The 21,255-nt window shown below is 59.1% G+C and carries 17 protein-coding genes; 7 read left to right on the plus strand and 10 right to left on the minus strand.

Annotated features, from left to right (window positions below; translation table 11 throughout):
- The 3 genes from ACA079_RS31380 to glnK form a co-directional block, all read right to left on the minus strand.
- Window positions 1-426, minus strand: a complete 426-nt coding sequence (locus ACA079_RS31380) for a secondary thiamine-phosphate synthase enzyme YjbQ (RefSeq protein ID WP_033060691.1) — start codon at window positions 424-426, stop codon at window positions 1-3.
- Window positions 427-641: 215 nt separating this feature from the next.
- The gene (locus ACA079_RS31385; RefSeq protein ID WP_497702041.1) at window positions 642-1,979 is read right to left on the minus strand and encodes an ammonium transporter; all 1,338 of its coding nucleotides are present in this window, start codon (window positions 1,977-1,979) and stop codon (window positions 642-644) included.
- A gap of 35 nt (window positions 1,980-2,014) precedes the next feature.
- A complete protein-coding gene (glnK, locus tag ACA079_RS31390) occupies window positions 2,015-2,353 on the minus strand; it encodes a P-II family nitrogen regulator (RefSeq protein ID WP_002555808.1) in 339 nt (112 codons plus the stop codon).
- Between the two features lie 418 nt (window positions 2,354-2,771).
- Between glnK and ACA079_RS31395 the strand changes: the two genes are divergently transcribed.
- Both ACA079_RS31395 and ACA079_RS31400 read left to right on the plus strand, forming a co-directional pair.
- Entirely contained in the window at window positions 2,772-3,032 is a 261-nt protein-coding gene (locus tag ACA079_RS31395) for an accessory factor UbiK family protein (RefSeq protein WP_008076132.1), read from the plus strand.
- 442 nt (window positions 3,033-3,474) lie between these two features.
- Window positions 3,475-3,996 carry a BRO-N domain-containing protein gene (locus tag ACA079_RS31400; protein WP_497702042.1) on the plus strand — a complete coding sequence of 174 codons (522 nt, stop codon included), beginning with the start codon at window positions 3,475-3,477 and terminating at the stop codon, window positions 3,994-3,996.
- Window positions 3,997-4,007: 11 nt separating this feature from the next.
- Here the strand turns inward: ACA079_RS31400 and ACA079_RS31405 are convergent, their stop codons facing one another.
- The gene (locus ACA079_RS31405) at window positions 4,008-4,271 is read right to left on the minus strand and encodes a HigA family addiction module antitoxin (RefSeq protein ID WP_497702043.1); all 264 of its coding nucleotides are present in this window, start codon (window positions 4,269-4,271) and stop codon (window positions 4,008-4,010) included.
- A 316-nt stretch (window positions 4,272-4,587) separates the two neighbouring features.
- On the opposite strand from ACA079_RS31405, the gene ACA079_RS31410 reads away from it, so the two are divergent.
- Both ACA079_RS31410 and ACA079_RS31415 read left to right on the plus strand, forming a co-directional pair.
- The gene (locus tag ACA079_RS31410) at window positions 4,588-6,081 is read left to right on the plus strand and encodes a YifB family Mg chelatase-like AAA ATPase (RefSeq protein ID WP_497702044.1); all 1,494 of its coding nucleotides are present in this window, start codon (window positions 4,588-4,590) and stop codon (window positions 6,079-6,081) included.
- Window positions 6,082-6,258: 177 nt separating this feature from the next.
- Entirely contained in the window at window positions 6,259-7,788 is a 1,530-nt protein-coding gene (locus ACA079_RS31415) for a Fic family protein (protein ID WP_497702045.1), read from the plus strand.
- A gap of 13 nt (window positions 7,789-7,801) precedes the next feature.
- Here the strand turns inward: ACA079_RS31415 and ACA079_RS31420 are convergent, their stop codons facing one another.
- The 3 genes from ACA079_RS31420 to ACA079_RS31430 all read right to left on the minus strand — a co-directional run bounded on the left by ACA079_RS31420 (window position 7,802) and on the right by ACA079_RS31430 (window position 12,358).
- On the minus strand, window positions 7,802-9,013 hold the full coding sequence (locus tag ACA079_RS31420) for an aldose 1-epimerase family protein (protein ID WP_497702046.1): 1,212 nt from the start codon (window positions 9,011-9,013) through the stop codon (window positions 7,802-7,804).
- Window positions 9,014-9,277: 264 nt separating this feature from the next.
- The gene (locus ACA079_RS31425; RefSeq protein ID WP_497702047.1) at window positions 9,278-11,254 is read right to left on the minus strand and encodes a methyl-accepting chemotaxis protein; all 1,977 of its coding nucleotides are present in this window, start codon (window positions 11,252-11,254) and stop codon (window positions 9,278-9,280) included.
- A 183-nt stretch (window positions 11,255-11,437) separates the two neighbouring features.
- The gene (locus ACA079_RS31430) at window positions 11,438-12,358 is read right to left on the minus strand and encodes a LysR substrate-binding domain-containing protein (protein WP_046053830.1); all 921 of its coding nucleotides are present in this window, start codon (window positions 12,356-12,358) and stop codon (window positions 11,438-11,440) included.
- A 159-nt stretch (window positions 12,359-12,517) separates the two neighbouring features.
- Between ACA079_RS31430 and ACA079_RS31435 the strand changes: the two genes are divergently transcribed.
- Entirely contained in the window at window positions 12,518-13,915 is a 1,398-nt protein-coding gene (locus ACA079_RS31435; protein ID WP_403142951.1) for a NorM family multidrug efflux MATE transporter, read from the plus strand.
- Window positions 13,916-14,020: 105 nt separating this feature from the next.
- On the opposite strand, the gene ACA079_RS31440 is transcribed toward ACA079_RS31435, so the two are convergent.
- Window positions 14,021-15,694: a putative bifunctional diguanylate cyclase/phosphodiesterase gene (locus tag ACA079_RS31440; protein WP_497702048.1), complete on the minus strand. Its 1,674-nt coding sequence runs from the start codon at window positions 15,692-15,694 to the stop codon at window positions 14,021-14,023.
- 263 nt (window positions 15,695-15,957) lie between these two features.
- On the opposite strand from ACA079_RS31440, the gene rep reads away from it, so the two are divergent.
- Window positions 15,958-17,967 carry a DNA helicase Rep gene (gene rep, locus ACA079_RS31445; protein WP_497702049.1) on the plus strand — a complete coding sequence of 670 codons (2,010 nt, stop codon included), beginning with the start codon at window positions 15,958-15,960 and terminating at the stop codon, window positions 17,965-17,967.
- 56 nt (window positions 17,968-18,023) lie between these two features.
- Window positions 18,024-18,596 carry a xanthine phosphoribosyltransferase gene (locus ACA079_RS31450; protein ID WP_020799401.1) on the plus strand — a complete coding sequence of 191 codons (573 nt, stop codon included), beginning with the start codon at window positions 18,024-18,026 and terminating at the stop codon, window positions 18,594-18,596.
- Between the two features lie 127 nt (window positions 18,597-18,723).
- Here the strand turns inward: ACA079_RS31450 and ACA079_RS31455 are convergent, their stop codons facing one another.
- Window positions 18,724-20,646: an acetyl-CoA hydrolase/transferase C-terminal domain-containing protein gene (locus ACA079_RS31455; protein ID WP_497702050.1), complete on the minus strand. Its 1,923-nt coding sequence runs from the start codon at window positions 20,644-20,646 to the stop codon at window positions 18,724-18,726.
- Between the two features lie 134 nt (window positions 20,647-20,780).
- Entirely contained in the window at window positions 20,781-21,206 is a 426-nt protein-coding gene (locus ACA079_RS31460) for a c-type cytochrome (protein ID WP_415772221.1), read from the minus strand.
- Window positions 21,207-21,255: the final 49 nt, after the last annotated feature.

A 21,255-nucleotide genomic window follows, 5' to 3' on the forward strand; every position in this document is an offset into this window, starting at 1 on the left:
TTACGCCCCTTCACCGTGCACGGTGGCGAGGACTTTACGGGCACCGCCAAAATCACGGTGCTCGCCCAGATAAACGCCTTGCCAGGTTCCCAGCGCCAGTCGGCCTGCCGAAATCGGCAAACTGAGCTGACAGCCAAGCACGCTGGCCTTGAAGTGCGCCGGGAGGTCGTCCAGGCCTTCGTCGTTATGCTCATAGCCGTCTGTTCCTTGTGGGATCAGACGATTGAAAAATCGTTCGAAGTCGCGACGTACCGCCGGATCGGCGTTCTCGTTGATGGTCAACGACGCCGAGGTATGCTGCAGCCACAAATGCAACAGACCGACCCGACATGCCTTGAGTTCAGGCAGGCCGGCGAGTAACTCGTCCGTTACCAGATGAAAGCCCCGGGGCCTCGCCCGCAGGGTAATCAGAGTCTGTTGCCACATACAGTTCTCCGCACGTTCGGGGCGCATTCTAGCGCGCTCTGGGAAAAAACAAAGGCCCTAATATTCCTTCTATCATGTAAGCCATTGGCCGCAGAAAAACGCTCGTCGTAAACGCCACTAAACGTGTACGAAAAAACCTTTCAGCAGTTCCTTCACGGACAAACTCCAGACAAAAAAATGCCCGGCAAGCCGGGCAAGTTTTTTTGTGCGCGTACTTACAAGTTGTAGCCGCGCTCGTTGTGAAGTGCCAGATCGATGCCGACTGCCTCTTCTTCCTCAGTGATACGCAGACCCATGACGGCGTCCAGCACCTTAAGGATGATGAAAGTGACGATCGCGGTGTAGATCACCGTGAAGCCCACGCCTTTGCACTGAATCCAGACTTGTGCGGCGATGTCGGTAACGGTGCCGAAGCCACCCAACGACGGTGCAGCGAAGACACCGGTCAGGATCGCGCCGAGGATACCGCCGATACCGTGCACACCGAAGGCGTCCAGGGAGTCGTCATAGCCGAGTTTGCGTTTCAGGGTAGTGGCGCAGAAGAAGCACACCACGCCGGCTGCCAGACCGATGACCAGAGCGCCCATCGGGCCGACGGTGCCAGCGGCTGGGGTGATTGCAACCAGACCGGCCACAACACCCGAAGCGATACCCAGGGCACTTGGTTTGCCGTGAGTGATCCACTCGGCGAACATCCAGCCCAGTGCAGCGGCGGCGGTTGCGATCTGGGTCACCAGCATCGCCATACCGGCAGTGCCGTTGGCCGCTGCGGCGGAGCCGGCGTTAAAGCCGAACCAGCCAACCCACAGCATGGCAGCGCCCATCAGGGTGTAACCGAGGTTGTGCGGCGCCATCGGGGTGGTCGGGAAGCCTTTGCGCTTGCCCAGTACCAGGCAGGCAATCAGACCGGCCACACCGGCGTTGATGTGCACCACGGTGCCGCCGGCGAAGTCCAGCACGCCCCAGTCCCACATCAGGCCGCCGTTACCGGACCAGACCATGTGCGCAATCGGTGCATAAACCAGGGTGAACCAGACGCCCATGAAGATCAGCATCGCGGAGAACTTCATCCGCTCGGCGAAGGCACCGACGATCAGCGCAGGGGTGATGATGGCGAAGGTCATCTGGAAGGTGATGAACACCGCCTCAGGGAACAGCGCCGCGGGACCGGTCAGGCTCGATGGCGTGACACCGGCGAGGAATGCCTTGCCCATGCCGCCGAAGAAGGAGTTGAAGTTGACGACGCCCTGTTCCATGCCGGTGGTGTCGAACGCGATGCTGTAGCCATAAATGACCCACAGGATGCTGATCAGACCGGTAATGGCGAAACACTGCATCATCACGGAAAGAATGTTTTTGGAGCGAACCATACCGCCGTAGAACAGCGCGAGGCCGGGAATGGTCATGAACAGCACGAGGGCTGTCGAGGTCATCATCCAGGCAGTGTCGCCGGAGTTGAGGACTGGGGCTGCCACTTCGTCTGCCGCCATAGCCAGGCCGGGCATTACGAGGGACAACAGGGCTCCTAGCCCTGCGAATTTACGCAGAGTCATATTGTTTTCTCCTGGGGCGTTGGGTTTGTGGCGGCTTAGATTGCGTCGGTATCGGTTTCGCCGGTACGGATGCGAATCGCCTGTTCCAGATTGACCACGAAGATCTTGCCGTCACCGATCTTGCCGGTGTTGGCAGCCTTGGTTATCGCCTCGATAACCCGGTCAAGATCCTTGTCGTCAATGGCGACATCGATCTTCACCTTTGGCAGGAAATCGACCACGTATTCCGCGCCGCGATACAGCTCGGTGTGACCCTTCTGCCGACCGAAGCCTTTGACTTCAGTAACGGTAATGCCCTGCACGCCGATCTCGGACAGCGACTCGCGTACGTCGTCCAGTTTGAACGGCTTGATGATGGCAGTGACTAGCTTCATGAAAACTCTCTCCCGAATTGGTGGACTTGCCCCAGGAAAACAAACCCGACTCAAGTCTAAGCGCAGTGCCTGGCTTTGTAACGCATCGTCGGCCTTACCTGCCCGTCCGACGCCTGCTAACCACTCCGCACGAAACACTTCCCCCGTTCCGCTTGGCGCACTGCATTCGTCACTTCGACTGCATCAGTGCATGGGTCACTACTGACTAAGCAGAAAGCTTGCCATCTCGCCAAAACCCACTGATTTCAAGCCTTTGGCTGCTGCCGCAAGCGGCTTCGCGCAAATGGCCCGACGGATACGCACAACAACAGTGCGCGGCCGTCCGTCCCCATGCGCGAAAAGCGTGCAGCCCTGACTGCGAGATTGACTATAGACACTGCGTGATACACTGCCCGCCATTGTTGACAGGACATTTCCCATGCTCGCGCCCAAAGACTTCCTCGATGCCCTGAGCGGCACCGCCTCCCGCCTCTTCAGCGGCGACACCCCACTGCCGAAAAGCGAAATCGAAAGCCAGTTCAAGGCTCTGTTGCAGAGCGGCTTCAGCAAGCTGGATCTGGTGAGTCGTGAAGAGTTTGATAGCCAGATGGTTGTGCTGGCGCGGACGCGGGCTCGGTTGGAAAGTCTTGAGGCGAAGGTTGCGGAGCTGGAAGCGAAGCTGAATCCGCCGGCCGAGTAGCACCCCCGATCAAGTGTGGGAGCGAGCTTGCTCGCGATAAGGGTCGTCTCAGTCTTCCAGCCATCCCACGCTGGACCGACCACTCCTGTAGGAGCTGCCGAAGGCTGCGATCTTTTGATCTTCCGCCCCGCCACCATCTCGGCAACGTCCTACAAAGATCACCACCGCCGTCCGATAGCGTCGCAAAGCCCAGGTTCCTAAGCTCATCCTCAGCTGAATATTCAGCACTGGGTTTGGCGACCTGGACAGCATCCGACGCACCGTGACCACGTTCGAACAAGGGACTTTTTCCCATCTCGAATTATGGCGGCTGTGCGTGGGAGACCTTCGGGTCTGCCGGTTTTGCGGATGCACCGGTTCGCCAACCCGCGCACAGCTGCCACCCTTTTCGTTTGGCGACGATCAGAGGCAGTTTTCTTCATTCGAATCCGAGAACTGCACCATGGACGAAAACTATCTAATCCCCCACGTCTTCACCCGCCACAAACTCCACCTCCACGCTTTCCTCCTTGAAAATCAACCCTGGTTCAGCGCCCGCGACCTCGGCCGCCTCCTGCGCCTCTACCTCGACGAACGCGCCGTCCGAAAACTCGACGCCGACCAACGCCAAACCGCCCAAATGCTCATCCACGGCAGCATCGAAAACACCCTGATGATCAGTGAATCCGGCGTCTACGCATTGCTGGTCTACCACTACTGCCCCGAATATCGGGCGCTGCGCGAATGGCTAACCCACGACGTCGTCCCAGCCCTCAGAGACGCCCAGCAACCCACCTCAACCGAGCGCCCGATTCTGAGCCTGCTGAACTGGCCAGAGATGTCGTTGAGCTTGCTGCACTGGAATAACCAGCCGTGGATTCGGTTGCAGGATGTTCCGCAGATGCTACCGAATGAGGAACGACCGCGAGGCACGGTCAATACGCCGTGGTGGAAGCGTGCTTCGCGGGTGCTGCAGTCTTTTTAATTACCCGAAGCTCAACCACGCTCGATTTCAGCTCTGCGCAAATCGTAGGTCGATTGCAGGTTTAGCCAGAACTCGGGCGTGGTTTTCAGGTAAGTGGAAAGCCTCTCGGCAAGGTCAGGACCGACACCTCTCTCCTGCATCACAAGAGCGCTCACTTCAGTCGCGACACCATTAAACAAACTAGCCAAACCAGCCGCTGTAATACCCTGCGGCTCAAGAAACTCCTCTTTAAGTATTTCGCCGGGATGAATCGGTCGCATTCCAGAATTGCTCATTTCCCCTCCTGAGGGCTCGATCAACTGCGATCATAAGCAGCCACCTCGATCCGACAAGTGCCTCCGTGATGCTTTCACCGAAGTCCTTCATTTATCCAAGATCGGTCCTACAAAAAACGGGCTGCCGCGGCTGATTACGCCTAAATACCAGCCGCGACATACGGATCGCGTTACGACTTAACTAACTGGAATCAGTTCACCACCCCAGCAACATCCTGCGAAAGTTTGGTTACACCGCCACCACGCTAAATCATCTGCCCACGACTACCCTTCAAAAACCCGCAGGAAGCGGTCCCCGTCAGCTCAAGGAATGATCATGTCTCTGGCCATCGTTCACAGTCGCGCCCAGATTGGTGTGGAGGCGCCCGTCGTCACCGTAGAAGTTCATCTGGCCAACGGCTTGCCGTCGCTAACGATGGTCGGTTTGCCGGAAGCAGCAGTGAAGGAAAGCAAGGATCGAGTACGCAGTGCGATCATCAACTCCGGCCTGCAGTTTCCGGCGCGGCGCATCACCTTGAATCTCGCGCCCGCCGACTTACCAAAAGACGGTGGACGGTTCGATCTGGCGATTGCCTTGGGGATTCTGGCAGCCAGCGTTCAGGTACCGACGTTGACGCTCGATGATGTGGAGTGTCTGGGAGAACTGGCGCTCTCAGGCGCCGTGCGGGCAGTTCGGGGGGTGTTGCCGGCGGCGCTGGCAGCACGCCAGGCCGGACGCTCGTTGATGGTGCCACGGGCGAATGCCGAGGAAGCCTGCCTGGCTTCGGGGTTGAAGGTGATCGCGGTGGATCATTTGCTCGAAGCAGTTGCGCATTTCAATGGCCACACGCCGGTTGAACCTTATGTGTCCAATGGATTGCTCTACGCCAGCAAACCCTATCCCGACTTGAATGAAGTGCAGGGCCAACTCGCGGCCAAGCGTGCGTTGCTGATTGCGGCGGCGGGCGCTCATAACTTGTTGTTCAGTGGACCACCGGGCACGGGCAAAACCCTGCTGGCGAGCCGTTTGCCTGGGCTGTTGCCACCCTTGGCCGAGAACGAAGCGCTGGAAGTTGCGGCGATTCAATCGGTCGCTAGCTGCGTGCCGCTGAGCCATTGGCCGCAGCGACCGTTTCGCCAGCCCCACCACTCTGCCTCAGGTGCCGCACTGGTCGGCGGCGGTTCTAAACCGCAACCCGGCGAAATCACCCTCGCCCACCATGGCGTTCTGTTCCTGGATGAGCTGCCGGAGTTTGATCGCAAGGTATTGGAGGTTTTGAGAGAACCACTGGAGTCAGGGCACATCGTGATTGCCCGTGCCCGTGACCGCGTACGATTCCCGGCGCGATTCCAGTTGGTCGCGGCAATGAACCCGTGCCCCTGTGGATATCTCGGCGAGCCGAGCGGCCGCTGTTCTTGCACGCCGGACATGGTCCAGCGCTACCGCAACAAACTGTCGGGCCCACTGCTGGATCGCATCGACTTGCACCTGACCGTCGCGCGGGAGGCTACGGCGTTGAATCCAGCGTTGAAGGCCGGCGACGACACTGCCACGGCTGCAGTTCTGGTCGCCGATGCACGAGAGCGGCAACACAAACGCCAGGGCTGCGCCAACGCCTTTCTCGATCTGCCGGGCCTGCGCCGCCACTGCAACTTATCCACAGCCGACGAAACCTGGCTGGAAACAGCGTGTGAACGACTGACCTTGTCGCTGAGGTCAGCCCATCGACTGCTCAAAGTGGCGCGCACCCTGGCAGACCTTGAGCAAGTCGATCGCATCACCCGCGAGCACTTGGCCGAGGCGCTGCAATACCGACCTACCGCTCACTAGCGAATTTGTAAGTGTTTTTTTTGGAAAACCTAGTTTTGTAAGTCTTTTTTCAACCGAATAATGATTTTTTCTGACTTTCGCCTGATTGTAAGGGGCTGACTCATGATCGGTTGCCGTAAGCCTTTTTTTAATGAACCATGCATTTCTAATCGTTTTTAAGCGCGAGCAAGCGAATTTATGCCCAATATCGGCTATGTCTGGCTGTCACGCGAGTACGGAATTACTCCCGTACAGCCGTTCCCTGTCAGCAGCGAGATAGGGAAAAGCCGATCTACCACGCAAGTGGGCGATCTTCGCAATGAGGTTTATCAGGAGGTGTACCGTCCACAGCCTCAGCTAAGCGATCACTTGGCCTTTGCTCTGCGGTATGAAGGCGTCCACCTCGAATTCCTCGCACGTTTGTTCGCACATGAAGGCGCAAAAAAGGCGCTTGAGCTTTGGATTACCCGAGAGCCTACCGGGATATTTGCTCGGCGAGCATGCTTCTTCTACGAATGGTTGATGTCGGATGAACTGGACGTATTACCCGCCAAGCGAGGCAACTATGTCGATGCGTTGAATCCTGAGGAGTACTTCGCAGGATCAGCGGTTAATAACCCGCGTTGGCGCATTCGAGACAATTTACCGGGCACCAACGCGTACTGCCCCCTCATTCGCCGAAACCAGGAAGTCCAAGCCGCAGAGCGCTACGACATCGCCGCAAAACTGGAAGAGCTCGAGTCTGATTTCGGTATCGACCTGATCATGCGCAGTACTGTTTGGCTAACCGTCAAGGAAAGCCGCGCCAGTTTCCTCATCGAACACGAGCAAGACAAAGAGGATCGAATTCGTCGCTTCGCCAGCGTTATGGAAACCGAGTCCGGTAAACATGCTGATCCATTGCTTCCGGAAATACTGGAAGCCCTACAGGGTGAAATTCTCGGAAAGACTGCGCTGCGCTACGGCGTGCGCCGCTCTCCTGTTTACGTTGGACACATGGCGCATTACCAACCCGTCGTTGACTACATAGCACCGCATTGGGACCACACCCGTTCGATGCTTGAAGGACTGAGTCAATTTTTGCTAAACACTCAAGGTCAATCCTCCATCATTCGTGCTGCCGTTGCCTCCTTTGGCTTCGTTTACGTGCACCCGATGGCTGACGGCAACGGACGAATTTCGAGGTTCCTGATCAACGATGTACTGAGACGCGATGGGGTGCTGCCCGCGCCCATTATCCTTCCAGTTTCCGCGACGATTACGCACAGCACGCAAAACAAGGCTGCCTACGATCGTGTACTTGAAAGGTTTTCGCGCCCGCTGATGCAGCATTACGCCACTCAGTATCGATTTGGTGAAACCGTGGAGGCTGATGACGGCGTTCACTACAACTTACATTTCAGTGGCTACGAAGACGCCTTGCCCGCCTGGCGTTATCCAGACCTGACAGCTCATGCGATGTATCTGGCGCAGGTAATCGACGAGACGCTGACGCTTGAGATGCGCATCGAGGCGCAGCTCCTTCTTGCCAATGACACCGCTCGCCGAAACATCAAGGAGTTTCTTGAGGCGCCCGACAATGAACTGGATCAGATCATTCGGGCAGTCCGGCAAAACGGCTATACCGTCTCCAACAAACTGCTCAAACGCTACCCTTTGCTCACGCAGCGACCTGAGATTGGTGAACGCATCACGCTCGCCGTCAAAGACGCGTTCAAGGACGAGTAAATTCCCCGAGTTACTACTTGGACAAATCCACCAACGGCGTCTGCCGAATCTCCGTCTCCCGCCCGCCCTGAATCTCACTCACTGTCTTCAACGCCTTATCCACAGCCGCCTTATCCGCCAGCAAGCTGTAGCTGATCTGGAACTGCTTCTGCTCTTTAACCCCAATCGTCGGCACTAAACCGAGTGGCCGCTGATACCGGCGGTTGTAGGAAAAGCTCGTCCCCGGCTCAAGACCCGTGACATAGCCCTGCCCTTGGGTGTCCGTGTTTTTCCACAGGGAGAACACCGGCAACTGTTGAGTATTGAAACCCACGGAAACTCCGAGGCTGCCGGCCTTGTTGTGCAGCACGGTCAGCGTATCGCCCTTGGCGTCGGCATACGGCACAACGTTGTAAACCGTTTCGTCGTAGTCCTTGGTCGGCGCACGGTAGGTTTGCCAGTCCGGCAGATCCCCTTTGGCCTTGTCGTTGAACGGCGAGACCTGTTTCACCGGTGCGGCGAAACGGGCGCCCTGCTCCAGGAATGGGGTGCTGAAGTTGCTGTGATACAGCGCCTGGTATTCCTTTGGATAATCGCCGTTGTTGGTCAGGGTGTCGTTGAGGGCGAACGCTGCGCTACCGGGCTCGGTGACCAGTTCGGTCGCGACGGAGAAGTCGACTTTCTTGAACGCCTGCTCTTTGAGCTCGCCGCGCAGGCTGATGGCGTAAGGCGGTTTTTCATCGATGTGCAAAGTGACTTTGCTGGCCGGAATATTGGCGGCGCGGCCGTGGAGCGTCAGCAGTTCACCATTGTCCATGCCCGGATGGCCGACCCACTCGTAGCCGCAGCGAGCGACCAGTTCGTTAAAGCCCTCAAGCCAGCCCAACCCGCCGCGACCGTTGAGTTCGATAAAGGATGGATTGACCACGTCCTTGACCGGCGAATCCCAACCCATGCGCACATCACCGACCGACGCCTGCAGGACGTTCATCCCGCGGGTCGGCACCACCGAAAGCTTCATCGTGCCGTTATCGATGTCGACGATGCTGACGCCCTCCTGCCGACCGCCGTGCAAGGTGCGCAGGGTGACCGAGAAGGGTTTGCCGGTTTTGATGCCGAGCTGCTGACTGGTGATCTGCCAGTTCTGGGCCGCTTTGTCGGTGTCGAGCAGCACGTAGTCCCAGGCCATGGCGTGGGAGGTAGCCGACAGCGCACCGAGAGCGATGATGAGTTTGAGCGGAGTCATGACGGGAGCCTTTCTTGGAGTTGTGTCGTTTTTATAGTCTTGCTGAAACGATTCATCAAGCTTAAAAAGCGCAACACATGAGCTAAATGTCTAACACCGGTCTCAAAATTATCGGATTCGGGGGTTGGGGCTAAAGCAGGAATTGAGGTGATCCCATCGCGAGCAAGCTCGCTCCCACATAGATTGATGTGAACACAGAACTTGTGAACACCCTACTTCCATTGTGGGAGCGAGCTTGCTCGCGATGGCTATTTCAGAGCCGCCTCAGCGGAACCGGTCAACCTCATGCCGCAAATCCGCCGCCAGCTTCTCCAACTCTTTGGCAGTGATCGCCAGATTGGATACCACTTCGCGCTGCTCGCTGTTCGCCAGGGCAATGCTTTGCAGGTTGCTGCTGAGCAAGGTGGCGGTACTGCTCTGCTCTTGAGTCGCGGTGGTGATCGCCGCGAATTGCTGACCGGCAGAATGGCTTTGCTCATCGATCCGTGCCAGGGCCGAAGCCACGTTGGCGTTGCGCGACAGGCCTTCCTGCATCAACAGGTTGCCCTGCTCCATGGTGCTGATGGCGTTGCCGGTTTCCTGCTGGATGCTTTGAATCATGCCGGAAATTTCATCTGTCGCCTGGCGAGTACGCGAAGCCAGGTTGCGCACCTCATCGGCGACCACCGCAAAGCCACGACCCTGTTCGCCGGCACGAGCGGCTTCGATGGCGGCGTTGAGCGCCAGCAAGTTGGTTTGATCGGCAATCGAGGTAATCACACCGACGATGCCACCGATTTCCTGGGAGCGCTGACCCAAGGTATTGATCACTGTCGCCGTGCTGTTCAGCGCACCAGCGATTTGCTCCAGAGACGAGGACGCTTCGTCCATCGACGTACGACCGATCTGGGTTTGCTGTGCGTTTTCCTGGGCCAGACGCTGGGTGTTGCCCATGTTGTCGGCGATGTTCAGGGACGTTGCGCTGAACTCTTCCACGGCGCCGGCCATGCTGGTGATTTCGCCCGACTGCTGCTCCATCCCTTCATAGGCGCCACCGGACAGACCGGACAAGGCCTGGGCGCGGCTGTTGACCTCTTGCGAGGCCTTGCGGATGTGCTCGACCATGGTCGACAGCGCCTGGCTCATCTGATTGAACGCGCGGGCCAATTGACCGATCTCGTCGTTGCTCGACACGTTCAGCCGCACGCTCAAATCACCGGCGCCCAAGGCTTCCGCCTGACGCACCAGATCACCCAAAGGTGCGAGTTTGCTGCGTAGCAACCAGACCGCCGCCCCCACAGCGATCAACATCGCCAGCAGACTGCCAATCGCCAATTGAATGCCGACACTCCAGGTCACGGCACGGATTTCTGTTTTCGGCATGCTCGCCACGACCGACCATGGGCCGCCTTCAAACGGTACGGCAATGCTGTAGAAATCTTCTGACTTGTCACTCCAGAACTCGCCCTTGCCCGGCGTTTTCGCCAAGCCAACGATGGTCGGAGTCGCCTGATCCAGCGCTTGCACGCCCGCGATCGGCACCAGCCATTTGCTCTGCTCATCCAGCAGCGCCAGGGAACCGGTCTGGCCGATACGGAAGCGCTTGAGGTTGGCAAACTGCGCGTTCTGCGCGTCGGTGTAGTCGAATCCTACGAACAGAACGGCAATCACCTTACCGCCGCTGTCACGTACGGGGGTGTACTGAGTCATGTAGGACCGGTCGAAAAGCAAGGCGCGACCGACGTAGGCCTGCCCTGCCATCAAGCGGGCATAGGCCGGGTTCGCGTGATCGAGCAGTGTGCCGATGGCCCGGCTGCCGTCCTGTTTGCTCAGGGACGTGCTGACCCGGATGAAGTCTTCGCCGCTGCGCACAAACACCGTCGCAACGCCGGCGGTCATTTGCTTGAACTCGTCCACTTCCTTGAAATTGTTGTTCAGCACTTCGCTGCCCAGGTGCAGCCCCGGCGTCTGCGCGCCCGCTACCGCCACCGGTTCATCCGGGTGCACGCTCAAACCGGCGCTGAAGCGCTTCTCGAACAGACCGCTCAGGCGCTGGGTGCTTTCACGCAACGTGCCGTGAAAGGTACTCAACTGATCGGCCAGCAACCGGGCTTCACTGGCCAGGTGCTCTTCGCGGGTGGCGAGGTTGGCGGTGTCCAGCGAACGCAGGGCGAACACGGTACTGCCGCTGATGACAATCGCCAGTATCACGGCAAGCGCAAGACCAAGCTGTGAGGCGATCCGGGCACGAGGTTGAGACATGACAGCTCCTGGCCGAGCGACCGGATCTTCCTTGATCTGGCTGCACACTCAGCAAAATTCTAATAATGGGAATTGCGTCGAACCTGCACGAAGGTTCCACCTGCATTTTCGGCGGAAAATCGGAATACTTGAGTAATTAACCGGGATATGGCTCAAGGCCGCCATTGCGGCGGCTCTATCGATTCAGCCCAAGTGTTGAACATCGGGCAATTCCATTGCTCGGGCTTCGCCTTGCAGGAAGTCGCTGAGCCTGCGCAAACGTTCACCACCGGGGCGAGTTTTCGGCCAGACCAGGTAATATTTCTCACCGCTGGCGACGGCCGTCGGCCACGGCAGACTCAGACGTCCCTGAGCCACATCTTCCGCCACCATCAGCAGATCGCCCATGGACACGCCATAGCCTCGGGCGGCGGCGATCATGCCCAGTTCCAGCGTGTCGAACACCTGCCCGCCCTTGAGCGACACCTGATCCGCCAGCCCCATGCGTTCCAGCCAACTGCGCCAGTCGCGTCGGTCCGGCGTCGGGTGCAGCAGTTCGGCATTGGCCAGTCGTGCGACATCCCACGGTTGATCCTGCAGAAGATTCGGCGCGCCGACTGGAATCAGCTCTTCCGGGAACAGGAAACTCGCCTCCCAGTCCGGCGGAAAATGCCCGTTGCTGAGGATGACGGCGCAATCGAACGGTTCATGGTTGAAGTCCACCGAGTCGACGTCCATCCAGGCGCTGGTCAATTGCACCTCGTTGCCCGGTTGCAGGTGCCGAAAGCGGCTGAGCCGTGCCAGCAGCCAGCGCATGGTCAGGGTCGACGGCGCTTTCATGCGCAGGATGTCATCTTCGGCACGCAAGGTATTGCAGGCCCGCTCCAGGGCAGTGAAGCCTTCGCGAATGCCGGGCAGGATCAACCGCGCCGACTCGGTCAGTTGCAGATTGCGTCCGCTGCGGTGAAACAGCCGACAGGCAAAATGCTCTTCTAGCGTACGAATGTGCCGACTGACCGCGCTTTGGGTGATCGATAGCTCTTCGGCCGCACGGGTAAACGAGCTGTGCCGCGCCGCCGCTTCGAATGCGCGCAGGGCATACAAGGGAGGAAGACGACGAGACATTCGGAAAGCTCCTATAGCGGGATTCGGTCACCCTAGCAGAAACTCTTCAGCATGAGTTTGACTCATGCAACCCATCCTTTTTATCCCTTTGTGAAAACCCCGCAGAGCGCCGAGAATCGGCTCTCTCCTGTTCACTCTGATAATCGAGGCGTGATGACCATGCAGCATCCAGCACGTACCGAACTCTGGGCCATCCTGCGGCTGGCGGGGCCGTTGATTGCCTCGCAGTTGGCGCACATGCTGATGGTCCTCACCGACACCTTGATGATGGCGCGCCTGAGTCCAGAGGCGCTGGCCGGTGGCGGCCTGGGCGCAGCGACTTACTCGTTCGTGTCGATCTTCTGCATTGGCGTGATCGCCGCGGTCGGCACACTCGTGGCCATCCGTCAGGGTGCCGGCGACATCGTCGGCGCCGCCAGGCTGACCCAGGCCGGGTTATGGCTAGCGTGGTTGATGGCGTTGGTGGCCGGACTGCTGCTGTGGAACCTCAAACCGGTGTTGCTGCTGTTCGGCCAGACCGAAACCAACGTCCACGCGGCCGGGCAGTTCCTGCTGATCCTGCCGTTCGCCCTGCCCGGCTACCTGAGCTTCATGGCCCTGCGCGGCTTCACCAGCGCCATCGGCCGGGCAACACCGGTGATGGTCATCAGCCTCGGCGGCACCGTGGCCAACTTCCTGCTCAATTACGCATTGATCACCGGCATGTTCGGTCTGCCGAAACTGGGGTTGATGGGCATCGGACTGGTCACCGCTGTTGTCGCCAACTGCATGGCGCTGGCGCTGGCCTGGCACATCCGTCGGCATCCGGCCTACGACGCTTATCCCTTGCGTCAGGGCCTGTCGCGGCCTAACCGTCAGTATCTGAAGGAACTGTGGCGCCTGGGCCTGCCGATTGGTGGCACCTACGCGGTGGAAGTCGGACTGTTTGCGTTCGCCGCGCTGTGCATGGGCACCATGGGCAGTACGCAAATGGGCGCACACCAGATCGCCCTGCAAATCGTCTCGGTGGCGTTCATGGTTCCGGCGGGGATTTCCTATGCGATCACCATGCGCATCGGGCAGCACTACGGCGCCGGGCAACTGCTGAATGCACGGCTGGCCGGACGGGTCGGCATCGCCTTTGGCGCGGCGGCGATGCTTGCCTTCGCCATGGTCTTCTGGTTGCTGCCGAATCAGTTGATCGGTTTGTTCCTGGACCACAACGACCCAGCGTTTCGCGACGTAATCAACCTGGCCGTGAGCCTGTTGGCGGTCGCCGCGTGGTTCGAGCTGTTCGACGGCACGCAAACCATCGCCATGGGCTGCATTCGCGGACTCAAAGATGCCAAGACCACGTTCCTGGTGGGTTTGGGCTGCTATTGGCTGATTGGCGCGCCGGCTGCCTGGTGGATGGCCTTCCATTTGAATTGGGGGCCGACAGGTGTCTGGTGGGGATTGGCGCTGGGGCTGGCGTGCGCGGCGGTGAGTCTGACGTGGGCGTTTGAGTGGAAGATGAAGCGGATGATCAGGCAGGAGCCGTCGTCTCAGGCTGGTTTCCAGATGGCTCAGCCTGACTGAGATCCCTGTAGGAGCATGGCTTGCCCGCGATGAACGATAACGCGGTGTGCCTGCAAGACCGTGTCGCCTGCATCGCGGGCAAGCCTTGCTCCTACAGAATCCTCGTTAGTTCACGACTTCCTGTGCAGACTGCTGGCTGCTGCCGAAGGTCAGGTATTCAACCAGCTCCGCCAACGGCAACGGCTTGCTGATCAAATATCCCTGCACCTGATCGCAGCCAAACCCGCGCAACAGATCCAGTTGCTCCGGCGTTTCTACGCCCTCGGCGACCACTTCAAGATTGAGGTTGTGTGCCAGATTGATCATCGCGTGGACCAGTTTGCGATTCTCTTCGCGCTGTTCCATGCCGCCGACAAAGCTCTTGTCGATCTTCAATAAGGCAATCGGCAGGCTGTTGAGGTGCACGAACGAAGAGAAACCGGTGCCGAAGTCGTCGAGGGAGAAGCGCACACCCAGACGCCCCAGGGCATCCATGGTCTGTTTGACCAGATCGCTGCGGCGCATCACCGCGGTTTCAGTCAGCTCGAACTCCAGCCATTGCGCCTCGACGCCGCGCTCGGCAATCAACCGACTCAGGGTCGACAGCAACTGGCTGTCCTGAAACTGTCGGAACGACAGGTTGATTGCCATGTGCAACGCCGGCAAACCCAGTTCGCGCAACGCCTGCATGTCGCGCAGGGCGCGGGAAATCACCCAGTAACCCAGCGGCACAATCAAACCGCTCTGCTCGGCCAGCGGCACGAATTCGCTGGGTGGCAGCAAGCCGCGCTCGCCATGACGCCAGCGCACCAAGGCTTCGAGGCCGACGATCTGCCCGTCCTCAAGGTTCAGGCGTGGCTGGTAATGCAGTTCCAATTCATCCCGGCGCAACGCCCGGCGCAGCTCACTTTCGAGGTCGGCCATGCTGCGGGCATTGCGATTGATGCGTTCGTTGAAGATGTGAAAAGTGCAGCCTTGAGTGCTTTTGGCCTGCTGCATGGCGATGTGTGCGTGCCACATCAGCGGGTCGGCGCCGGCCTGGGCCCGGGCGTGGGCAATACCGAGGCTGGAACCGATCAACAGGCTTTCGCCGTCGACCCAGTAAGGCTCGGCCAACGCTTCGGTAATGCGTTCGGCCATCCATTCGGCGCGCTGAGGCGCGCGGCGGGTGTCGATCAGCAGGGCGAACTCATCACTGCCCAGCCGTGCCAGTTGATCGCTGGCCTCAAGCTGGCTTTTCAGCCGCGCGACCACTTGCAGGATCAACCGGTCACCGGCCTGGTGGCCGAGGGCATCGTTGGCGTGACGGAAGTTATCGAGGTCGAGGTGACCAAGGGCCATGCCGCGGCCGTCGTTTTCCGCCAAGCGTGCCGCCAGCAAGGTCTGGAAACCCTGGCGGTTGGCGATGCCGGTCAGCGGGTCTTGCTCGGCCAGGCGCTGCAGGGTGTTTTCCAGCAGGCCCCGCTCGCGCACATGCCGCAGGCACCGGCGCAACATGCCGGGATCGAGGTGATCGCGTACCAGCCAGTCACTCACCCCATCGGGTGGCGACAGCGGCTCATGCTCGAGCAGCAATACCGTCGGCAGGCTGCAACGGCCAGGTAGAGGTTGGAGCGCTGGAATCGTCAACAACACCGCGCTGCGGTTGTCATCGAACAGACTGCTGACCGACTCCCAGCTCGGCGCGCTGATCAGCACGGTCGAGCTCCCCATTGGAGCCAGACACTCGCGCAACAACGCTGCCCACGCTGGCTCTTCGGCCAGTAGCAGCAAACGCAAGGGTTCGACAGGCGTAGACAAGCTAGCTCCCTAGACTCTGCAAAGATGTAGGCGGCGGGCATTATGCAGCGCCGGTAACCAATGACCAAATGACCTCGGTTATCAAACGCGGCTTTGTATCTTGAATAACGAACAATAGACGCACATTCATCGCGCATCCTGCGTGAAAGTATCAAAACCGGCAAATATAGATAGCGTGCTGCGTCACAAGTCGGAGAGAGCAGCACAATTCGCTGAGCCTGTTAAAATGCCGGCCCATTTCGCAAACGACTCCCTGATTTCGTATGTCCCGACTCAATCCCCGGCAGCAAGAAGCCGTGAGCTACGTCGGCGGCCCTCTTTTGGTGCTCGCCGGCGCAGGCTCCGGCAAGACCAGTGTGATCACGCGCAAGATCGCCCACTTGATCCAGAATTGCGGCATTCGCGCCCAGTACATCGTCGCCATGACCTTTACCAACAAGGCCGCGCGCGAGATGAAGGAACGGGTCGGCACGCTGCTCAAGGGCGGCGAAGGCCGCGGCCTGACCGTCTGCACCTTCCACAATCTGGGCCTGAACATCATCCGCAAGGAACACGTGCGGCTGGGCTACAAGCCGGGTTTCTCGATCTTCGACGAGACCGATGTCAAAGCCTTGATGACCGACATCATGCAGAAGGAATACTCGGGCGACGACGGCGTCGACGAGATCAAGAACATGATCGGCTCGTGGAAAAACGACCTGATCCTGCCGCCCGAAGCCCTGGAAAACGCGCGCAACCCCAAGGAACAGACCGCCGCCATCGTCTACACCCACTATCAGCGCACGCTCAAGGCGTTCAACGCGGTGGACTTCGACGACCTGATCCTGCTGCCGGTGAAGCTGTTCCAGGAACACGCCGACATCCTCGAAAAATGGCAGAACAAAGTCCGCTACCTGCTGGTGGACGAATACCAGGACACCAACGCCAGCCAGTATTTGCTGGTGAAGTTGCTGATCGGCACGCGCAACCAGTTCACCGTGGTAGGCGACGACGACCAGTCGATCTACGCCTGGCGCGGCGCCCGCCCGGAAAACCTGATGCTGCTCAAGGACGATTACCCGTCCCTGAAAGTGGTGATGCTGGAGCAAAACTATCGCTCCACCAGCCGCATCCTGCGCTGCGCCAACGTGCTGATCTCGAACAACCCGCACGAGTTTGAAAAACAACTGTGGAGTGAGATGGGCCACGGCGACGAAATCCGCGTGATCCGTTGCCGCAACGAAGACGCCGAAGCCGAGCGCGTGGCCGTGGAACTGCTGACCCTGCACTTACGCACGGATCGGCCATACAGCGATTTTGCGATCCTGTACCGCGGTAACTACCAGGCCAAGCTGATCGAGCTGAAGCTGCAACACCACCAGATTCCGTATCGCCTGTCCGGCGGCAACAGCTTTTTCGGACGTCAGGAAGTGAAAGACCTGATGGCCTACTTCCGCCTGATCGTGAACCCGGACGACGACAACGCCTTCCTGCGGGTGATCAACGTCCCACGCCGGGAGATCGGTTCGACCACGCTGGAAAAGCTTGGCAACTACGCCACCGAACGCAAAATCTCGATGTACGCCGCCACCGACGAAATCGGTCTGGGCGAGCATCTGGATACGCGCTTCACCGATCGACTGTCGCGCTTCAAGCGCTTCATGGACAAGGTCCGCGAGCAGTGCGCCGGTGAAGACCCGATCTCGGCGCTGCGCAGCATGGTCATGGACATCGACTACGAGAACTGGCTGCGCACCAATAGTTCCAGCGACAAGGCCGCCGATTACCGCATGGGTAACGTCTGGTTCTTGATCGAGGCGTTGAAGAACACCCTCGAAAAAGACGAAGAAGGCGAGATGACCGTCGAAGACGCCATCGGCAAACTCGTCCTGCGCGACATGCTGGAACGTCAGCAGGAAGAGGAAGACGGCGCCGAAGGTGTGCAGATGATGACCTTGCACGCCTCCAAGGGTCTGGAATTCCCCTACGTGTTCATCATGGGCATGGAAGAGGAAATCCTCCCGCACCGTTCCAGTATCGAAGCCGACACCATCGAAGAAGAACGTCGGCTGGCTTACGTCGGAATTACCCGAGCGCGTCAGACGCTGGCCTTCACCTTCGCCGCCAAGCGTAAGCAATACGGCGAGATCATCGACTGCGCCCCGAGCCGCTTCCTCGATGAACTGCCGCCGGACGACTTGGCCTGGGAAGGCACCGACGATATACCCGTCGAAGTCAAAGCCGTTCGCGGCAATACCGCATTGGCGGATATACGCGCGATGTTAAAGCGCTAGAATCGACTACTTTTTAACCAGCCTTAGACGCATAGCCGTCCTTAGAGGAAAGCTTCATGGAAGCACTGCACAAGAAAATTCGCGAAGAAGGCATCGTGCTTTCCGACCAGGTCCTGAAAGTCGACGCCTTTCTGAACCACCAGATCGACCCGGCCCTGATGAAGCTGATCGGCGACGAATTCGCCACGCTGTTCAAGGATTCGGGCATCACCAAGATCGTCACCATCGAAGCCTCGGGCATTGCGCCGGCGATCATGACCGGCCTGAACCTCGGCGTACCGGTGATTTTTGCGCGCAAGCATCAGTCCCTGACCCTGACCGAAAACCTGCTGTCGGCGACCGTTTACTCGTTCACCAAGCAGACCGAAAGCACCGTGGCGATCTCCCCGCGCCACCTGACCAGCAGCGACCGCGTGCTGATCATCGATGACTTTCTGGCCAACGGTAAGGCGTCGCAAGCGCTGATCTCGATCATCAAACAGGCCGGCGCTACCGTCGCGGGTCTGGGTATCGTGATCGAGAAGTCGTTCCAGGGTGGTCGTGCGGAACTGGATGCTCAGGGTTATCGCGTTGAATCCCTGGCCCGCGTGCAGTCGCTGGCCGGCGGCGTCGTAACCTTCATCGAATAAAAGCCACACCACCGAACCTGTAGGAGCTGAGCTTGCTCGCGATGGCGGCCGGACAGTCAATATTGATGTTGAATGTTATGGCCTCATCGCGAGCAAGCTCGGCTCCTACAGGGTTTTGTATTGGCGGTTATTGCGTGGTGGCTTTGAGGCCGGTGAGCAATAGCCGCTGAAACAAATCCTCTTTCAGCCCTTCCGGGTTGGTCAGCTGCATCCGCTCCAGATGCTCGGGAAACGATGAAGGTTCCGGCGCATCCAGCGCTGCCTTGCCCAGTTCCAGAATCTCCGTGAGCTTGAACTTGCTCTTCAACCAGTTCAGCGCCCGCAACAAATCCTTCTCCTCTGCGGTGAAATCACAGCCCAACGGATACTCCGGAAACAACTGCGGATGCCGCGCTTGAATGGCCTGCAAGCGCTGCGGACTGTTGTCGGCAAACCGTGGATCAATACGGAAGTTCTTCGGCAACTTGCCGACTGCCTGAGCCTGCTCGATCAGCCCCAACTGAAAGCGTGAATCGCTGATGTTCAGCAACGCCTCGATCACCGCCGCATCGGTCTTGCCCCGCAGATCGGCGATGCCGTACTCGGTGACCACGATGTCTCGCAGGTGTCGCGGGATCGTGCAATGGCCGTACTCCCAGACGATGTTCGAACTGACCTCACCGCCCGACTCGCGCCAACTGCGCAGGAGCAACACCGAACGCGCGCCTTCCAGCGCATGGCCCTGGGCGACGAAGTTGTATTGCCCGCCGACGCCGCTGAGTACTCGCCCGTCTTCAAGCTGATCGGCCACGCCGGCACCCAGCAAGGTCATGGTGAACACGGTGTTGATGAAACGCGCATCGAGGCGCTGCAAGCGTTTGAGTTCTTCCTGACCGTAGAGCTCGTTGATGTAGCTGATGCGGGTCATGTTGAATTCGAGCCGCTTGCTTTGCGGCAACTCGCGCAGGCGCTCATAGAAACTGCGCGGCCCAAGGAAGAAACCGCCATGCACCGAGATGCCGTCAGTCTGCGCGGCTTCGTCCAGCGTGCCGGCATTCGCCTGTTCCTGGGTCGGTACATCGGGGTAGACCTTGCGCCGCACAATCCCGGCGTCGGCCAGCACCAGCAAGCCGTTGACGAACATTTCGCTGCAACCGTAAAGGCCCTTGGCGAAGGGTTCGACGCCACCTTCGCGGTCGATCAACTGCGCCCATTGGCTGAGATTTATCTCCGTCAGCAATGCCTTGTAACCGCCATTGTCGGCCTGCCGCGCCAGCAGCGCAGCGGTCAGGGCATCACCCATGGCGCCGATGCCGATCTGCAAAGTGCCGCCGTCGCGCACCAGCGTGCTGGCGTGCAGCCCGATGAAGTGATCCTGAAAACCCACCGGCATGTTCGGCGTGGAGAACAGTGTGGTCGTGTCCTTCTCGTCGATCAGCAGATCGAAAGCGTCCATGCCGACTTGCGCGTCCCCCGGCATGTAGGGCAAATCGTTGTGCACCTGGCCCACCAGCAGGATCGTCTCCCCCGCCGCCCGACGCTTGGCGATCATGGGGAACAGGTCGAGGGTGATGTCCGGGTTGCAGCTCAGGCTCAGGCGGTCGGGATGCTCGCTGTGGCTCGCCACCAATTGCGCCACCAGGTTCAAACCGGCGGCGTTGATGTCTCGAGCGGCGTGACTGTAATTGCTGCTGACGTAATCCTGCTGGGCCTGTGCGCTGTGGAGCAGGCTGCCGGGTTGCATGAAGAATTGCTGAACATGGATGTTGGACGGCAGGCTGTCGCGATGCAGGTCGGCCAGGAAATCCAGTTCCGGATAATCGCCGAAAACCCGCTCGATGAAGGGCTCGAGAAAACGCTTTTGCAAACCGTCGCCCAAGGAAGGACGGCCCAGGCACAGGGCGGTGTAGATCGTCAGCTGCCGTTCGGGCAACTGCGCGATGCGTTGAAACAGCGCGTTGACGAAATGGTTGGGTTTGCCCAGACCGAGGGGCAGGCCCATGTGGATATGCGCCGGCAACCGTGCCAGGACATCATCGACCGCTTGCTCGATAGAACACAGCTGCACCATCTGATCCTCCCTTACATTCCGTGAACTGGGGTTGGACCGAGCTTGCCGGGTCTTTGCTGCAATGAACAGTCTCGGGCGTAAATCGCAGGCACAAAAAAGCCGCTCGAAAGCGGCTTTTTGATGAAGATGAAGGCTTATTTCAGGCCGGACATCTTCTGGATGGCGCCTTTGAGATCGGCGTCTGCGCAATCGGCGCAGGTGCCTTTTGGAGGCATTGCATTGATGCCGGAGATGGCTTTCGCCAGCAAGCCGTCAAGGCCGCCTTCTTTCTTGGCGCGCTCGCCCCAAGCTGCGGCATCACCAATTTTCGGCGCGCCCAACAGGCCGGTGCCATGGCAAGCGTTGCAATGTTTTGCAATCACTGAGTCTGGGGTTTTGGCATCTCCACCACCCGCAGATGCAGCAACTTCCATCCCCTTGCACTCTTTACCCTGAACGCAAACCTGGCCGACTGGCTCAAGGCGTTTAGCAATATCGTCGTTGGTCGCAGCTTGTGCGCTGACTGCCCAAAGGGCCAATACGGTTGCTGGTACGGCCAGCATTTTCATAATTAGATTCACGCGTTCACCCTCAATGGTGGCTAGTCACGCCCACGGCCACGGTTCGCAG

It is taken from the genome of Pseudomonas sp. LBUM1645, assembly GCF_059716185.1.

What these genes read in the sequence shown, in the direction of transcription:
- ACA079_RS31380 (WP_033060691.1), bottom strand. Translation starts at nt 426, where the DNA reads ATGTGGCAACAGACTCTGATTACCCTGCGGGCGAGGCCCCGGGGCTTT.
- ACA079_RS31385 (WP_497702041.1), bottom strand. Translation starts at nt 1,979, where the DNA reads ATGACTCTGCGTAAATTCGCAGGGCTAGGAGCCCTGTTGTCCCTCGTA.
- glnK (WP_002555808.1), bottom strand. Translation starts at nt 2,353, where the DNA reads ATGAAGCTAGTCACTGCCATCATCAAGCCGTTCAAACTGGACGACGTA.
- ACA079_RS31395 (WP_008076132.1), top strand. Translation starts at nt 2,772, where the DNA reads ATGCTCGCGCCCAAAGACTTCCTCGATGCCCTGAGCGGCACCGCCTCC.
- ACA079_RS31400 (WP_497702042.1), top strand. Translation starts at nt 3,475, where the DNA reads ATGGACGAAAACTATCTAATCCCCCACGTCTTCACCCGCCACAAACTC.
- ACA079_RS31405 (WP_497702043.1), bottom strand. Translation starts at nt 4,271, where the DNA reads ATGAGCAATTCTGGAATGCGACCGATTCATCCCGGCGAAATACTTAAA.
- ACA079_RS31410 (WP_497702044.1), top strand. Translation starts at nt 4,588, where the DNA reads ATGTCTCTGGCCATCGTTCACAGTCGCGCCCAGATTGGTGTGGAGGCG.
- ACA079_RS31415 (WP_497702045.1), top strand. Translation starts at nt 6,259, where the DNA reads ATGCCCAATATCGGCTATGTCTGGCTGTCACGCGAGTACGGAATTACT.
- ACA079_RS31420 (WP_497702046.1), bottom strand. Translation starts at nt 9,013, where the DNA reads ATGACTCCGCTCAAACTCATCATCGCTCTCGGTGCGCTGTCGGCTACC.
- ACA079_RS31425 (WP_497702047.1), bottom strand. Translation starts at nt 11,254, where the DNA reads ATGTCTCAACCTCGTGCCCGGATCGCCTCACAGCTTGGTCTTGCGCTT.
- ACA079_RS31430 (WP_046053830.1), bottom strand. Translation starts at nt 12,358, where the DNA reads ATGTCTCGTCGTCTTCCTCCCTTGTATGCCCTGCGCGCATTCGAAGCG.
- ACA079_RS31435 (WP_403142951.1), top strand. Translation starts at nt 12,518, where the DNA reads ATGCAGCATCCAGCACGTACCGAACTCTGGGCCATCCTGCGGCTGGCG.
- rep (WP_497702049.1), top strand. Translation starts at nt 15,958, where the DNA reads ATGTCCCGACTCAATCCCCGGCAGCAAGAAGCCGTGAGCTACGTCGGC.
- ACA079_RS31450 (WP_020799401.1), top strand. Translation starts at nt 18,024, where the DNA reads ATGGAAGCACTGCACAAGAAAATTCGCGAAGAAGGCATCGTGCTTTCC.
- ACA079_RS31455 (WP_497702050.1), bottom strand. Translation starts at nt 20,646, where the DNA reads ATGGTGCAGCTGTGTTCTATCGAGCAAGCGGTCGATGATGTCCTGGCA.